The sequence below is a fragment of the Pseudoduganella chitinolytica genome (assembly GCF_029028125.1).
Classification (GTDB): Bacteria; Pseudomonadota; Gammaproteobacteria; order Burkholderiales; family Burkholderiaceae_D; genus Rugamonas; species Rugamonas chitinolytica.
In genome coordinates this window covers 4,359,004-4,373,996 of the sequence record NZ_CP119083.1, presented here as the reverse complement: position 1 = coordinate 4,373,996, position 14,993 = coordinate 4,359,004, and the positions used below count along the sequence as shown (strand labels likewise).

Sequence of the window (14,993 nt, the reverse complement as noted above, 5' to 3'; positions counted from 1 at the left end):
GGAAATTGAACGCCGCTCCTGCCGGACGGGGAGCGGCGTTCACCGATCGTCGGTTTTAGTCCTGGAGCAGAGATAATGTCGACTATTGAATCAAGCCTGGATCGTATTTATTCGATCAGGCCGGACATTTTCCTGCGCAATGCGGAAGACCGCATGCATGTTCAATATGCGGGCGCGAATTATATTATTCGATTGCAGTCGGATTGCATTCATTATGTCTACCGGTTCTGCGACCTGCTGGACGGAGCCCGGCCATTGGGCGCCGTGATGGAACAGATACCGTCCGCTTATCGCGGCTATTTGCTGAAATTTCTAGAATTCCTGTTGGCCAGATCGGCCGCCTTCCAGCTCGATGCACCGGACGCCGATGCTCGCTTGCAACCTGTCCACGATTCCCTGCTGTATCTGCGCTCGTTCGTGAACGACAGCGCGGCGGCATTCGGCCGCTTCGATGCCGCCCGCATCCTGCTCGCTGCCGGCGGCTACGCGCTGCACAGTGCGATCAAGACGCTGGCCTGCCTGGGCGTGCGGCGCCTGGCCGTGCTGCCCACGGGCGGCGACTGGCAGCCGCACGAGCTGCAGGCAGCCTTTGCCGAGCTGGCGCGCTGGCCCGACGCGCGCCTCGACATCGTCGCCGCGCCCGAGGCCGGGTACACGTATGTCGTGCAGGTCGCGGACGACGCGTCCGCACCGTTCGAACGGTTGCTGGCCGCGTTGCCCGCCGCACGGCACCTTGTCGCCTTTGCCGCGCAGGGCCAGTTGTGCGCGCTGCACGGCAGCGACCTGGCATTGCTGCCCGCGCGCCGTGGCGACACGCGGTTGGCGCCACCCGACGGCCTGTGTGCCGGTGCCACCGCCGCGATGATCTGTTTTGACGACCTGTGCGGCGTGCGGCCGCTGGCGCCGCGCCGCTACCTGCATTTCGGCCTGGATGCGGACGTGCCGCTGAACAGCGCCGGCTTGTACCCACTGGCGCCGTTCGATGCGGCAAACGCCGGCGCAACGGGTGCCATCGTGGTGGCCGAACGGATCGAAGAGCTGGCGTGCACCCCGCTTGCGCCGCTGCGACCTCCCGTCGAACGCACGCCGGAAAGCGGCTGCCTGAAGCTGTACACGCTCGAGGCCTGCCTGCCGGGGCGTGCCGATCCGGTGGTGCTGGCCGGCGCGGGCATGACGCGCGCGCGATGCGTGTCCAGCGCGCTGCTGCAACTGGCCGCGGGGCAGCGGCATTGGTTCAGCCATACGGATGCGGATGAACGGGCCGCCGTCGGCCACTACCTGGCGCAGCTGGACGTTGCCGCGGCGGCCGTGGCGCCCCTGCGCGCCGCAGCGCCGGCGGCAGGCCCTGCGCCGGAGCTGTCCGCGCGTGAACACTACCTGGGCTTCTGCATCGCCGCGACCTACGGCGAGCCGGTTCAATGGTCCGAGGCGGCACTGGATGGCGCGCCGTGGCCGCGCTGTACCGTCCTGCGCGGCGGCGCCGTCGCGATCTACCTGCCGCACGATGGCGTGCCCGCTGCGGCGCAGCGCGAGGCGGGCCTGCTGGCGCTGTACGGCGCACTGTGGCAAGGCCATGTCAACGGCCGCGATATCGTGCTGCCGGACGAACCGCTGCAGCCGGGAGAGCCGGCATGAGCGACCTGGCCCAATTGGCGAGTTTCACGCGGCGCGCGGCGGGAACACGTGCCGTCGGCGTGCTGGCGACGCCGGCAACGCTGGCGCTGCTGCCAGCCGCCGATGCGCAAGAGCGTGCGCGGCTCGCCGCATTCGCCGGCGAATTTGCCGCCTTCCCCGCGTTCCATCGAAAGTGGCGCTGGAACGCCATGCTGCAGGCGCAACTGGCAGCGTTGCTGGCGCGCCTGGCCACCCAGGAGCCGGAACCGGGTTGCGTTTATCTGTACTTGCGAGGTGCTTTCACCAAGCGGTATTTCCCGGCGCCGCGCACAGCTGCGCTGCCGCCATCGGAGGGGCGCGGCTGCCGGGCCGGGACGGCGGATATCGATGGCGCCTTGCGCGCCTTCGGCAACGCCTCGGCGCAGGCACTCGTGCTGCAGGCCAGCCCCGCCGGCGACCATCACCATTGCTACCAGCCGGCGACTGGCTTGCTGGGGATCGGCCGCGGCGGCACGGACCGGCAGCGCATGCGCGGCGCCGTGCTGGAATATTGCGAACGCTGGGCCGCCAGCATCGTGCCGCCGGGAGCGTGCCGCGCCCGCCACGTGGACCTGGGCACCGCAGCCTGGCGGCCGGACCAGGTGATGGCGGTGCCGCCGGCGCAGGCAGCGACCTTGTTCCCCGGCTTCGACCCGCGCCGGCCCATGCACTGGCTGCCCTGCCGCCTGGTGCACGCGGACACGCAGCGCTGGCTGCCCCTGCAGATGATCAACTACCTGCTGCAGCCGGACCAGGCCTTCAGCCACTGCCAGAACAGCAACGGCTGCGCGCTGGGCAGTTCGGCCATGGAAGCCGCGCTGTTCGGGGCACTGGAATTGATCGAGCGCGATGCGCTGCTGCTGGCGTGGTACAGCCGTTCCACGCCGCCCCGCTTCGTCGCCGCCAGCATCGACAGCGCGCCGCTGCGCCAATTGCACGCGCTGCTGGAACTGGCGGGTTACACGGTGTGCTGTTTCGACATCACGACGGAGTTCGCGCTGCCGGCCGTGCTGGTGCTGTTGCTGGGCCGGGGCGACGAGCGCCTGGGCGCCTTCGTCACGGCGGCCTGCCACCCCGATCCGCACGAGGCCATGGCCGCGGCGCTGGGCGAGGCCCATTCGCTGGCCGGCATCACGGAGCACAACCTGGCACGGCAGCGGCAACGGCATGGCGACGGCCACCTGGAACATCTGCGCGACAGCGCCCAGGCACAGTACTACGGCCAGCATGGCCAGCGCCGTCATTTCGATTTCCTCGCCAACGCCACGCCGACGCTGGCGTGGCGGGACTTCACGGCCACGCACGCCGCCAGCGCCCAGGCGGCCCTGCGCGGTCCGGCCGCCGCCTGGGACATGCTGTGCGAGCGCGCCTTGCAGGCGGGCTTTGAACCGGTCGTGGCGGACGTCACGCCACCCGGCTTGTGCGCGCTTGGCCTGCATGCCGCCCGTGTCTTCATGCCGGGCACCTTGCCGCTGACGTTCGGCGACCGGCCCCTGTGCCTGCCGCCCGGACGGCTGGCCCGCGCCGCGCGGCATTGCCCATGGGTCGACGCGAACGCCGACCTGTCCCATCCCTTACTGCATCCGCTGGGCTGACATGAACGACATGGCGACAGGTCGCTGCGCGATCGACGAATTCAGCTTCCGCTACCTGGCGCAGGCCCAGGGCAGCACGGGCACGCTGCCCCTGGACGCCTTCGAACAGGCGTTCCAGCACGGCGCGCCGCCTGTGGACGACACTGAAACCGTCGACCTGGCGCCGCTGTTCCGCGCCGTCGTCACGGGGACGGCCCTGCCAGCCGGCCCGCGCGAGCGGCTGCTGGCGGTGCTGCTGCAGGTACACCAGCCGATGACGGTGACGCCGTGTGCCGGCTACGGCCTGCACGCCAGTTACCCGTCACCCCGGGCGTACTACCCGCTGCGTTTCGCGCTGCTGGAACAGGGCGTGCGCTGGCAGGTCGACATGCGCCGGCTGCAATTGCGGCGCGACGGCAGCGGGGCAGCCGGCACGCTTGCCCTGGAACTGCGCGCCGACTTCACGGTGTATGCACCGCTCTACAACCTGTTCCGCAAGGCGCTGTTCGCGCTCGAAGCGGGCCACTTCCTCGCCGAGCTGGCGGCGCTGGCTTGCAGCGCCGGCCTGCGCATCGTGCCGGTCGTGGGTCCGCGCGCGCTGCGCCTGGAAGTGCATGACGGCGGCGCACTGCCCGACTGGGAGGCTGCGCTGGCGACGCACCGCAGCTACGCGCGCGAACGCAACAGCGGCCGCTTCCACGGCGGCTTTCATCCCGCCCCGCACGTGCTCGATGCAGCGGGGCTGGACGCGCTGTACGGCGCACTGGACGCCGCGCAGGCAGCGCTGGCGCAGATCCTGCCGCGGGCTCCCCGGATCGAAGTGCGCCTGTGCCTGCGCGCCGGTAAGGATGTCGCCGCTGGTGTCTACCGGGCCAGCGACGGTGCGCCGACGTGCATCGATCCGCGCGACCCCGTCGATGCCTGCGGCCGCGCCTACAACTACGACAACTTCAATTTCAGGACCGTTCCCGCCGTGCTGTTCCTGTGCGTGGACCAACTGGCCTTCCACTGTAACGACGCAACCTTCACGGAGATGAACATGTCACTCGGTTACCTGAACCAGCAGCTGATACGCCACCTGAGCGGGCATGGCCTCGTGGGGCGTCCGTTCCGCAGCTACGACCAGCTTGCCATCGACCACCTGCTGCAAACCTGTGCCGACGGCCAGCGCGCCTATTACGGCCTGCTGGTGGCCCGCAACCGCTGCCGCGAGGCCTGGGGAGTACTGCGATGATGGTGCCTTACGCCGTCGTGCGCGCCAACAACCTGCCGCTCGATGCGCTGGACGCGTTGACAGGCTCCGCGCCCATCGAAGCGGCGGCCGCCGCCCTCGCGCAGGCCGAGGCGGCATTGATCCCGCTGCGGCAGGCCGCGTGCGAGCGCCTGCATGCGCTGGCGGCCGCCGACGGCGCGCGCTACCGCCGCTATATCGACCTGCGCCGCGCCATCCACCAGGGCAAGACCCTGGCCGACATCGCGCAACGTCATGCCGACCTGCTCGAGGGCGACGCACTGCTGCGCCAATGGCACACACAGGCCGCCGCCATCGAGCGCCAGCAGGCGTCGCTGGCAACGTTGTTCCGGCAGCAGCTGGAAGCATCCCGGGCCAGTGCGCAGGCGCTGGCCGGCGCGCCCCTGTTCCTGCAGGCGATGGCGCTCACGCGCGCCCAGTTGCACGACACGGCCCTGGCCTACGCCAGGGCGACCGCGTTTGGCGACAAGAAGGCGCTGAACGACGAGGAAACCATTTACCGATACCTGACGCGGGCCGCGGTCAAGGTCAGCCCGTTCTCGACCTTCACGTCGGTAGGGTTCGCGCCGCTGGCCGATGCGCCGGATGGCACGCTGCTGGCCGGCCGCGCCACGGCCGGCCGCTACAGCCTGGACCGGGCCGGCTTCTTCAAGCTGTACGACCGCTTCGTGCTGCGCCACCGCGACCATTGCCGCTTCCGGTTGACGGATCATCGCGCCCTCCGCGCGGACGGCCAGCATGCCTACCTGTTCGCCGACCAGCCGGCGTACTACGCCTACCGCACCACGTTCGCCACGGCCCGCCTGAAATCGACAGCGCTGTTTACCGAAGGCGCCGATGCGCAAGGCTGGTTGCCCTGGCCCGTGCTGGCACAACGCCTGCCGGCCGGTGCCGATCCCGGCGCGCTGCTGGAGAAATGGCTGGTGTCCGGGCTGTTGCAAGTGTCGCCTGCGCTGGACGACGAAGGCGGCGACCTGCTGGAGCAGTTCCGCGCGATCGCCCGGCGCGTGGCGGGCGACGACCGGGCCGCGCGGCCCGTGGCGCAGGCGCTGGACGAGATGGCGGCTGCTTGCGCCAGCCTGGGTGGCCTGGCCGGCGCAGCCTTGCTGGCAGCGCTGGACCGCGTGCATGCCGATATGGCGCGGCTGGCGGGATTGCTGGACTGCCCGCTGGTGAAAACGGCTGGGCTGGTGTACCACGACAGCAGCCTGCCCGACCTGGCGCCGCTGGATGGCGCCGAGCTGGCCCGCTACGCACAACAGGTCGGTGAATTCGTCACGCACTATCTGGGCGTGAACTTCCACAGCGGGTTCGACGACGCGCAACTGGCCGCGCTGCGCGCCGCACTGCCACCCGGCACGACCGTGGACGTGTTCGCGTTCCATGAGCTGATGCAGCGTTGCCTGGCCACGCCGCCCGCGTCCAGCGAACCGGCGCGCGCGGCATTGCCGATCCTGGCGCTGTACCGGCAGATCTGGGCTCGCCGCGACGAGAGCGAGATCGTGCTGGCACCGGTGCGATCGACACCGGCTGCTGGCCGGCCCTTCGCCGTCTACGGCCACCTGTGCGGCGGCAGCTTCGTGCTCAACAACATCGACAGCGGCTACCTGCGCTGTTTCTCGCGCTTCTTCACGTTCGCGGCGGACGACGCCGTGTTGCAGGCCTGCCGCGCCAGCTACGGCAGGGCGCTCGCCGATGCCTGCGACTTTTATGACACCTTCGGCTTCAACACGGCGGCGCGGCCGCGTCTCTGTGGCCGCCGCATCCGGCTCGATGTTGCCGCCGCGGCTGGACCCGGCGACCTCGCACTGACCGACCTCGCGTTGTCCTGGCCGGAAGGAGCGCCTTATCCGCAGGTGCTGGACCGCCATACCGGCAAAGCGCTGGCACTGCGCCAAAGCGGCCTGTTTACCCGCGAGCTGTATCCGAAACTGCTGGAGCAGCTGCTGCAACTGGGCATGGCCGATGCGCCGCGCTATTTCGCCTTCCGCTTCGGCGTGCACCAGGTGGTCAGCGACGCCGCCCCGACCGACGTCACGCGCATCGCCCGGGTGCGCTACCGCGACATCGTGCTGTCGCGCGAGCAGTGGTGGGTGCCGAAGGCCTGCCTGCCGGTACGCGCCGCCGGCGAAGAGGCTTTCGCCTGGTTCCGCCGTCTCGATGCGTGGCGCCGCGGCCATGGCATCCCGCAGCGCGTCTTCGTGCGCCGCCACGATGCCGCGCTGGTGCTCGAGCGCGATGTCAGCAACGCCAAGAAGCCGCTGTTCGTGGACTTCAGCGCGCCGCTGATGGCGCGCGCCATCGGGCGCATCTTCAATACCGCCTTCGCGCTGCTGTCGATCGAGGAGATGCTGCCGGATGCGGCCGACGATCGCGCCCGCCATGACGGCCAACGCTACGCCCACGAAGTGCTTTTCGAATCGACCGACCAACCAGGGGACATGCCATGACGAACATCGACTTCACCGCGGACGACGTCCGCAAATCCCTGTTCAATTTTTCCGTGCCGATGATGCTGTTCTCGATCCTCGACTATATCGGCATGTTCGTCGCGCTGGGCTGGCTCCTGGCGATGACGGAACTGCAGCAATTGCCGGCCACGTTCCGCATCGCGGTCGCCTCCGTATCCCTGCTGGAAGCGCTGTTCAGCGGCCTCCTGGCCGCCGTGTACGTGTATGCGAACCAGGCCTTCGGGCGCAAGGACCACGAGCAGGCCAGGTACCTGCTGAACTTCGGCTTCGGCGTGGCGGTGGTCATCGCCGTCGTCATCGCCGTCACGGGGCGCTTCTGCACGCAATACCTGATCTCCATCTTCGGTGTCGAGCCGCTCGTCAAGGAGCAGGTGCTGTCCTACCTGAACGTGTACTGGTATGGCTACCTGTTCGTCATCGTCCACCTCTACGGCGGTTTGCTGGCGCGCATGGCGGGAGCGGTTTCCGTGATCCGCCGCTTCAAGATCGTCACGTTCGTCAGCAGCGTGCTGCTGTGCCCCGCGTTCATCTGGCTGGCCGCACGGGTCGGCGTCGGCGCACTGGAAGCGTCGGCCGCGGCGCTGATGGTGTCGCGCATCGCGGGCCTGCTGGTGCTGCGCCGGGACATGGTGCGCCATGAGGTATTCCCGTTCCGCCTGGGGATCGACTTCGTGCCGCGCCGCCTGTTCAAGCAGTGGGGCGAACTGGTGCGCCTGGGCGGCGCCGAGACGTTGAACTCGTTCTCACTCAGCCTGTCGTTCTACCTGCTGTTCCTGCTGTTCTCGTTCTACGAGCCGGGCACGCTGGAAGCGGTGACGGTGACGCAGTACGTGACGGGCTTCTTCCAGACCGTCCTGATGAGTGCCATCGCCACCATCATCCCGTTCACCGCGCAGAACGCGGGCGGGCGCAAGCTCGCCAACATCAAGGTCGGCGTGCGCTGGATGGCCAGCGGCACGTTCGTGCTGGCCGCGCTGCCGATGATCCCGTTCATCCTGCTGGCGCCGTACTTCATCCACTTCTTCGTCGCCGATCCCGATATCGCGGCGCGGGCCATCAGCTACGTGCGCATCACGTCGATCCCGTGGGCGGTGCTGATGGCGTCCTTCCCGTTCCTGTTCGCCATCATCGGCCTGGGCGACACGCGCGGCACGCTGCTGCTGACCATCTGGTCCATGTACCTGTGCAACCTGGTGCCCGTGATCGTCATCCGCATGGCGTTCGGCGGCAGCCTGACGCTTGCCGCCTATGCTGAATCGGTGTCGGACGTGCTGATCTTCGTGGGCTTCTACCTCTACTACGTGCGCAAGGAAAAGGGCCTCGAGCGGGAGTGGGCGGGCGAGCGGGAAGCCGAGGCGACGCCGGATACCGGCAAGCTGGCGGGAGCGCTGTGATGAGAGCGTTGATCGCAATGGGCGAACGGACCGCCTCGCACGTGCAGGCGCTGGAGGCCTGCCACGCCGTGTTGCACGGCACCGGCGTCCACTTCGCGCTGGTGCAGCGGCCCGACATCGACCTGGAGCCGGCCGATCCGGCCCATGCGCACGACGTGCTGGTGCGCGTGCATGGGTTCTCGTGCAATTACCGCGAGAAGGGCAGGCTGTTGCAGGCGGCGCGGCGCGAAGGCGGCGGCTACCTCGTGCTGGGCTCGGAGTTTGCCGGCACCGTCGTCAAGGTGGGCGCGGCGGTGGCGGACCTGCGCCCGGGCGACCGGGTGTTCGGCAACGGTGCGGTCGATGCGACGGATGCGCATCCGGGCCTGTCGACGCAGCGTGCGTCGCAGGAACTGCAGGTGCTGCCGCGGGCGAAGCTGATGCGCTTCCCCGCCACGATGCCATTTGCGACGGCAGCCGCCTTCAGCGTGGGCGCGCAGACCGCGTATGCGCTGGTGCGGCGGCTGCGCGCAGCGCGGGGGGATCAGATCGCTGTCACGGCCGCGTCGTCGAACACTTCGCTGTTTGCCATCGCGGCGCTGGTGGCGCGGGGCACGACGTGCACGCGCTGACGACGTCCGCCGCCAGCGTGCCGGCGCTGCGGGCGCTGGGCGTGCGCGACTGCTGCGTGCTGGCGCGCGGTGCGCCGGCCGAGCCGCTGCTGCAGGCCTACCTGGCGGCGCACGACCTGGCGCAGTTCGATGCCGTGATCGATCCGTTCATGGACATCTACCTGCGCAAGCTGGTGCGTCACCTGCGGCGCGGCGGCAGCTACCTGACCTGCGGCGTCTACCAGCAGTTCGGCGAGGACGTTCCGGACGCGTTCATGGAACAGGGCCTGCCGCTGGACGAGGTGTTCAGCCTGATCATCCGCAAGAACCTCAGCCTGGTCGGCAACAACCTCGGTACGACGGGCGACCTGGAGGAAGCGTTGGGCGACTACGCGGCAGGGCGGTTGCACGTGCCGCTGGACGCCGTCGTCGGCACCGGCGGGTTGGCGCATTTCGTGGAGCGGACCTACCTGGCCCGCGGCCGCAACGGCAAGGTGGTGTTCGCGTATTCCGGGGAGGATGCATGATGGCGAAGTGGCTGATCTGGTCCGCGCTGGCGGGCAGCACGGCGGCGCAGGCCGTGCAGGCGGTAACGAACGCGCCGCAACTGATCCGCATCGATGCGGGCGGCGTCGAGCTGGAACTGGTCGACGAGCCGATGGCGGCGCCGTTCGAATTGACGTACCGCGCCCAGGGCAAATGCCAGCCCGAGGTGGCCATCGTGCGCGAGGGCGACGTCACGACGGCGCGGCACGTGCGCAGCTGTCATGGCACGGGCGACTACGAGGGCACGATCTTCACGCTGCGCATGGCGGCGTCGACGTCGTTCGAGCTGGAACTGACCGCCGGCGGCGTCACGCTGACAGGGGCGGGGCTGGACAACTACCGCGAGCTGCGCTTCGCCACCCGCGTGGGCGGCATCAGCGGCGGGCGGCCCGACCTGCCGTGGCAGGCGACGCGCAAGTGGCTGGTGGGGGCCGAAGCCGCCGCCAGTCGCGAGCGGGGCTGCTGCACGCTGGCGATCCGGGTGACCTACGGCGGTATCGCCGTACGTTGACCCCAACCCGAGGAGAACGAGATGAAACTCACCAAGCGTGCCGCGGCGATGGCCGGACTGATGTCCGCCGCCGCCCTGCCGGGCAGTGCCCTGGCCGTGACCTTCGAACTGGGGCGCGGCCACTTCGTCATCCACATGGACGACACGGTCGAGACGTTCCAGGTCGTCGCGCTGGACGTTCCCGGCAGCTGCACGCCGTCGCTGGCGGTGGTGGACCGGGGCGACGGCACGTTCGAGATCCGGTCCGGCGCGCCGCACTGCCAGGGCGACCGGTATGGCAAGCCCTATGGCGAACCGTATGGCGAACTACGGCTGAATCCCGCGTGGAGCCGCACGCTGCACGTCAACATGGCCGCCGGCCAGATCGACTTCGCGGGGTCGGCGGTACGGCAGCTGGCGACGGTCCATGCCCGGGTCCGGGCCGGCGACATCTTCGGCCTGCCGGGCGTACGGCGCAGCTGGCTGTTCGGCGCGCAGCTGGACGCGCGCCTCCGTCCGGAAGGCGTCACCTTGCGCACGGAACTGGGCGCCGGGCAGATCTCGCTGGCCGCCTCATCGCAATGAAAGGATGCATCATGCTACTCCCTGACTTCCGTATCGGCTGGCGCCTGCTGGCGCGCGACCGTCTCTGGTCCGGCAGCGCCATCGCCGGCCTGGCCATCGGCTTTGCCGCCTGTTTCCTGCTGCTCGGCTATGTCGCGTATTCGTTCAGCTACGACAGCACCCACCCCGATCCCGACCGGGTCCACCTGGTCAAGACGCGCTTCCACTTCCCCGGCGTGCCGGAGGAGTGGACGGAGCAATCGACGCAGGCCCTGCGCAGCACGGTGCTCGATGCGCGCCTCCCCGCCGACGTGACGATGTATGCCCAGGTGCCGGCCACCCTGGCGGTAGGTCCCCGCACGGTGGCCGCGCAGGTCACGCTGGTCGATCCCGCATTTGTCGCGATGATGGGCGTGCGCGTTCTCGCGGGCGACGCCACGGCGGCACTGGCACGGCCGGACCGCGTCGTGCTGACGGTCGCGGGCGCGCGCAAGCTGTTCGGGCGCGATACCGGCGTGGTCGGCCAGCTCGTCACCGCCGACGGCGAGCGGCTGGCCGTCGGCGCCCTGGTGGCCGATCCGCCCGCCGCCACCACGGTTCCGTATGAAATGCTGGCAGGCAGCGGCTCGCCGCTGTGGGCCGGGCCGGACCGGGACGACGCCACGAGCAACTGGGGGCGGCTGTTCGGCCGCGTGTATGTCAAGCTGGCGCCGGGTGCCGATGCGGCCGCGCTGGCGGCGGCGCTGCAGCGCGCATCGAACGCCTCGCCGCTGCACGGCCAGCTCGATCCCGCCTTCCTCGCGCAGCTGGGCGACAAGGCGCTGATGGACGTGGGCCTGGTGCGGCTGCGCGATGCCTATCTCGATCCCGACCTGGGCAAGGGTGCGCAGCTGCACGGCGACCGTCCCGTGCTGTTCGCGGTGGCCGCGCTGGCCCTGCTGATCCTGCTGCTGGCGACGATCAACTACGTCAACCTGGCCACCGTGCGCACGCTGCGGCGCCAGCGCGAGATCGCCATCGGCAAGGTGCTGGGAGCCAGGGCCGGCCAGGTCGTCGCGCAGTTCCTGGCCGAGTCGGTCCTCGTCACCTTGGCGGCCACCGCGCTGGGGCTGCTGTGCGCATGGCGCCTGATGCCCTGGTTCGGCGAATTGATGAACCGTCCCGTGGACGGTTTCGTCGGCGCTCCGGTGTTCGCGGCGTTCCTGGCATTGGGACTGGTGACGGGCGTGCTGGCGGGCCTGCATCCGGCCTGGGTGGCGCTGCGCGTCAAGCCCGCCGCCGCGCTGGCGGGTCGGCATGACCAGGAGTCGCGCGGCGGCCTGCGCATGCGGCGCGCGTTGACGGTGTTGCAACTGGCCAGCGCGATGGCACTGGCCGGCATCACCCTCGGCGTGGCCTGGCAGACGTGGCACGTGCTGCAGGCCGATCCCGGCTTCGATGCCCGCGCCAAGCTGGTGATCGATGCCGGCGCGCCGTTCACCGAGCCGGATGCGCGGGTACGTTCCTTCATCGAGGCCGTGCGCCACCTGCCCGGCGTGACAGGCGTCGGCCAGAGCCTGGAGGCGGTCGGGCGCGGCGACATCGTGCAGAAGGGTACCCTCGCGCGCGCCGGCGCGGCCCCCATCACGATCGAATGGAAAGGTGTCGCGCCATCCTTCCTGGGCGTCCACGGCGTGCGGCCGCTGGCCGGCCGCATCTTCGACGAACGGCGCGACGCCGATAGCGCTGCATCCGGCCTCGTGCTGTCGGCGGCGGCGGCGCGTGCCCTGGGCTTCGCCACGCCGGCCGCCGCGGTCGGCCAGACGGTCGACGGTGACGGCAAGGCCGGCCAGGTCGTCGGCGTGGTGCCCGACATCCGCTTCCAGAGCCTGCGCGAACCGGCGCAAGCGGTGGCATACCGGCTGACGCGGCGGGCGCCCGTGCTGGCGCTCGGCTTCCGGGGCAATCCGGCGACGGTGGAAGCGGCCGTCGAGGCGACCTGGCGCCAGTACCTGCCCGATCGCGCGCTGCAGATGACGCGGCAGGAGTCGCTGCTGGCCGCCCATTACGAGGACGACGTGCGCAGCGTGCAGCTGCTGGGGGCGGCCGCGCTGCTGGCCATCGTCATCGCCGCCATGGGCGTGTACGTGCTGTCGGCCTACAGCGTGCAGCGGCGTACCCGGGAGATCGTGCTGCACCGGCTGTACGGCGCCAGCCGCGCCGACATCGTGCGCCTGCTGGGGCGCGAGACCGTGCTGCTGCTGGCCGTCAGCGCGGCGCTCGGCATTCCACCGGCGTTGCTGGCACTGCGGCATTACCTGGCCGGCTTCGTCGAGCAGACGCACAGCTGGGGCTGGGCCATCGTGCTGGCCTGCGCCATCGCCGTGCTGGTGGCGGTGGCAGCGGTGGCGCGAGGCATCGTGGCGGCACTGGCGCTGCGGCCCAACGCGGCGCTGCAGTCATGAGCGCCGTGCTGCGGGACACGGCGCCAGGCTGGCAGTCGCTGCACGTGTTCGTGCACGACTTCGCCCGCCTCGACGGCTTGCTGTGCGATGGCCTGGCGCCGCTGCCGGGCCCGTTCCTGGCCGACTGCTTCTTCGTGCGCTACTGGCTGGGCGGACCGCACGTGCGCTTTCGCTTCCTGGGCGACGGCACGGCGCTGGCGGCGTGCGCGCGCGACTGGATCGCCCGCAATGCATTCGTCTCGACCCTCGAGCCGGACAGCTACTACCCGCGCTTCGCCACCGAACTGCATACGGAGCCGCGGCGCTATTGGCACGGCAACGGCGAGTTGCACTACATCCCCTACGAACCCGAAACGGCGCGTTACGGCGGCCCGGCGGGAATCGCGGCCTGCGAGCGCTTCTTTGTCGAGGACAGCAACGCGGTGTTGCAACTGCTGCGCGAGCATCCGGCGCCGGAGCGGGAGAAGATCCTGTTCGGCTGCTGCCTGGTGCACTACGAGCTGCTGGCGCGGGAGGGGTTGTATGAGCCCTACCTGGCGGGCTGCCACGGCATCGCGCCGCCGGACCTCGCCGCAGCCTTGCAGGCCCGTATCGGCAGCGCGCTGGCGCGCGCCTGGCCCGGCTTGCAGGCTGCCGGCGCCCGCTACGTGGCAGGGGATTATTTTGCCGGCGCATTGGCGGCGTACGGCGCCCGGCTCGCGCGGGTCCACGCGGCGTTGCTTGGCGCCGGCGTGCCCGCCGCCGCGCTGCCCGCCATCTTCCACTCGCTGCTGCACATGACATTCAACCGCGCCGGCATCCACCCGCTGCGCGAAAACACGGCCCGCCTGTTCGCGCTGGCCCTGCATGACGAAAGGAGCACGGCATGAGCTTTGTCCAGTTGCGCATCCACTGCGCCGTCAATGGCGCACCGTTCTACCGCATGGTGGCCGCACCGCTGCAGGCGGCGCTGCGGCGCGACGGCAACCCGGCCTGGACGCTGGCGCGCGGCTGGCAGCATGGTCCCCATTACCTGCTGACGTTCGACGGCGTCGCGCCGGCCCGGCTGGAGGAGGCGCAGGCGCTGGCGGCGGCCTTCCTGGTAGCGCATCCGTCGCAACCCGTCGATCCGGTCCGCTACCGCGCCGTGCAGGCGCGCCTGAACGCACTGGAAGCGGCCGGCATCGACCCGGACGTCATCGCGCCCAACGACACGGTCGCGCTGCAGGCGGCCGACGCGGCCGGGCTGGCCGCGCGCTACGAATCGGTCGAACAGTGGCGCTCCGTGTTCGACACCGAAGCGCGGCTGCGCGCGCTGGTCATCCGGCGCTGGCTGGAAGGGGAGACGCACGAACGCTTCGTCGCGCAATGCATGCTGCTGCTGGCCTGCGTCTATCCGCCCGTGCCATCCGGCGATCCCGCGCGGCCCGCGTATGACGGCTTCCTGTCCTATCACTCCAACTACACGTTCTGGCGCCACACGCTGCCGCCGCACCAGCGCGCCCAGGTCGACGCGCGCTTCGACGGCGACTACGTGGCGATGGAAGGCGAGTACCGCGACTGGCTGGCTCAGTTGCGGGGCGCGCTGGCCCAGCCAGCGGCGTTGCTGGGCGAGGCCGCAAGCCTGCTGGCGGAGCGCTTCGCGGCGTTCCTGGCGCTGGCGCGGCGCGACGTGATCCATGCCCGCTCGCCGTTCGCGCGCGAACAGGTGGCCGCGCGCGCAGCGGTCTCGGACTTCCACAGTGAATTCTTCTACAACGACGACGGCACCGCCTATCAGTTCAGTAGCGACTTCTGCGCCTACCGCTGGCTGCTCAATATTGTCTACAAGGCCATGCCGCTGCTGAACATCGCGCCACTGCGGCGCCAGCAATTCAACCACGCGCTCGACCGCCTGCACCTGGCCCACCCGGAGGACGTCGCGGCCCTGCGCGCGTCGCTGGGTTAACGCCGACGCAAAAAAAGTCGTCCGCTGTGACAATTGGTGATCAAGTTGGGTGTTTCCGTGCCGTAATAGCAGTTGCGGGCAAAATGTT

At 69.9% G+C, this 14,993-nt stretch carries 12 protein-coding genes; all 12 read left to right on the top strand.

The features are described from left to right. Positions 1-324 precede the first annotated feature (324 nt). Genes PX653_RS19380 through PX653_RS19325 form a run of 12 tightly spaced genes read left to right on the top strand, consistent with a single transcriptional unit; the run spans position 325 to position 14,905 of the window. Complete coding sequence (locus PX653_RS19380; RefSeq protein WP_277414375.1) at positions 325-1,635, top strand: hypothetical protein; 1,311 nt, start codon at positions 325-327, stop codon at positions 1,633-1,635. Continuing rightward, positions 1,632-3,248 (top strand): YcaO-like family protein, encoded by a 1,617-nt coding sequence (locus PX653_RS19375; RefSeq protein WP_277414374.1) that lies wholly within the window; start codon positions 1,632-1,634, stop codon positions 3,246-3,248. The genes PX653_RS19380 and PX653_RS19375 overlap by 4 nt, the downstream gene beginning before the upstream one ends. Positions 3,249-3,258: 10 nt before the next feature. Continuing rightward, entirely contained in the window at positions 3,259-4,461 is a 1,203-nt protein-coding gene (locus PX653_RS19370) for a hypothetical protein (RefSeq protein ID WP_277414373.1), read from the top strand. Continuing rightward, the gene (locus PX653_RS19365) at positions 4,458-6,929 is read left to right on the top strand and encodes a lantibiotic dehydratase (RefSeq protein ID WP_277414372.1); all 2,472 of its coding nucleotides are present in this window, start codon (positions 4,458-4,460) and stop codon (positions 6,927-6,929) included. The genes PX653_RS19370 and PX653_RS19365 overlap by 4 nt, the downstream gene beginning before the upstream one ends. Further along, positions 6,926-8,344, top strand: a complete 1,419-nt coding sequence (locus tag PX653_RS19360) for an MATE family efflux transporter (RefSeq protein WP_277414371.1) — start codon at positions 6,926-6,928, stop codon at positions 8,342-8,344. Before PX653_RS19365 ends, PX653_RS19360 begins: the two co-directional genes overlap by 4 nt. Continuing rightward, a complete protein-coding gene (locus PX653_RS19355) occupies positions 8,344-8,955 on the top strand; it encodes a quinone oxidoreductase family protein (RefSeq protein ID WP_277414370.1) in 612 nt (203 codons plus the stop codon). The genes PX653_RS19360 and PX653_RS19355 overlap by 1 nt, the downstream gene beginning before the upstream one ends. After that, entirely contained in the window at positions 8,943-9,461 is a 519-nt protein-coding gene (locus PX653_RS19350) for an MDR/zinc-dependent alcohol dehydrogenase-like family protein (protein WP_277414369.1), read from the top strand. Before PX653_RS19355 ends, PX653_RS19350 begins: the two co-directional genes overlap by 13 nt. Continuing rightward, positions 9,458-9,991, top strand: a complete 534-nt coding sequence (locus PX653_RS19345; protein ID WP_277414368.1) for a hypothetical protein — start codon at positions 9,458-9,460, stop codon at positions 9,989-9,991. Before PX653_RS19350 ends, PX653_RS19345 begins: the two co-directional genes overlap by 4 nt. A gap of 21 nt (positions 9,992-10,012) precedes the next feature. Continuing rightward, the gene (locus tag PX653_RS19340; protein WP_277414367.1) at positions 10,013-10,555 is read left to right on the top strand and encodes a hypothetical protein; all 543 of its coding nucleotides are present in this window, start codon (positions 10,013-10,015) and stop codon (positions 10,553-10,555) included. A gap of 11 nt (positions 10,556-10,566) precedes the next feature. Beyond that, positions 10,567-12,978 (top strand): ABC transporter permease, encoded by a 2,412-nt coding sequence (locus tag PX653_RS19335; RefSeq protein ID WP_277414366.1) that lies wholly within the window; start codon positions 10,567-10,569, stop codon positions 12,976-12,978. Next, on the top strand, positions 12,975-13,847 hold the full coding sequence (locus tag PX653_RS19330) for a thiopeptide-type bacteriocin biosynthesis protein (protein WP_277414365.1): 873 nt from the start codon (positions 12,975-12,977) through the stop codon (positions 13,845-13,847). The genes PX653_RS19335 and PX653_RS19330 overlap by 4 nt, the downstream gene beginning before the upstream one ends. After that, complete coding sequence (locus tag PX653_RS19325) at positions 13,844-14,905, top strand: hypothetical protein (protein ID WP_277414364.1); 1,062 nt, start codon at positions 13,844-13,846, stop codon at positions 14,903-14,905. Before PX653_RS19330 ends, PX653_RS19325 begins: the two co-directional genes overlap by 4 nt. Positions 14,906-14,993 lie beyond the last annotated feature (88 nt).

Coding starts and splice junctions, on each gene's coding strand:
- PX653_RS19345 (WP_277414368.1), top strand. CDS start 9,458: ATGATGGCGAAGTGGCTGATCTGGTCCGCGCTGGCGGGCAGCACGGCG.
- PX653_RS19375 (WP_277414374.1), top strand. CDS start 1,632: ATGAGCGACCTGGCCCAATTGGCGAGTTTCACGCGGCGCGCGGCGGGA.
- PX653_RS19330 (WP_277414365.1), top strand. CDS start 12,975: ATGAGCGCCGTGCTGCGGGACACGGCGCCAGGCTGGCAGTCGCTGCAC.
- PX653_RS19325 (WP_277414364.1), top strand. CDS start 13,844: ATGAGCTTTGTCCAGTTGCGCATCCACTGCGCCGTCAATGGCGCACCG.
- PX653_RS19365 (WP_277414372.1), top strand. CDS start 4,458: ATGATGGTGCCTTACGCCGTCGTGCGCGCCAACAACCTGCCGCTCGAT.
- PX653_RS19355 (WP_277414370.1), top strand. CDS start 8,344: ATGAGAGCGTTGATCGCAATGGGCGAACGGACCGCCTCGCACGTGCAG.
- PX653_RS19340 (WP_277414367.1), top strand. CDS start 10,013: ATGAAACTCACCAAGCGTGCCGCGGCGATGGCCGGACTGATGTCCGCC.
- PX653_RS19370 (WP_277414373.1), top strand. CDS start 3,259: ATGGCGACAGGTCGCTGCGCGATCGACGAATTCAGCTTCCGCTACCTG.
- PX653_RS19360 (WP_277414371.1), top strand. CDS start 6,926: ATGACGAACATCGACTTCACCGCGGACGACGTCCGCAAATCCCTGTTC.
- PX653_RS19335 (WP_277414366.1), top strand. CDS start 10,567: ATGCTACTCCCTGACTTCCGTATCGGCTGGCGCCTGCTGGCGCGCGAC.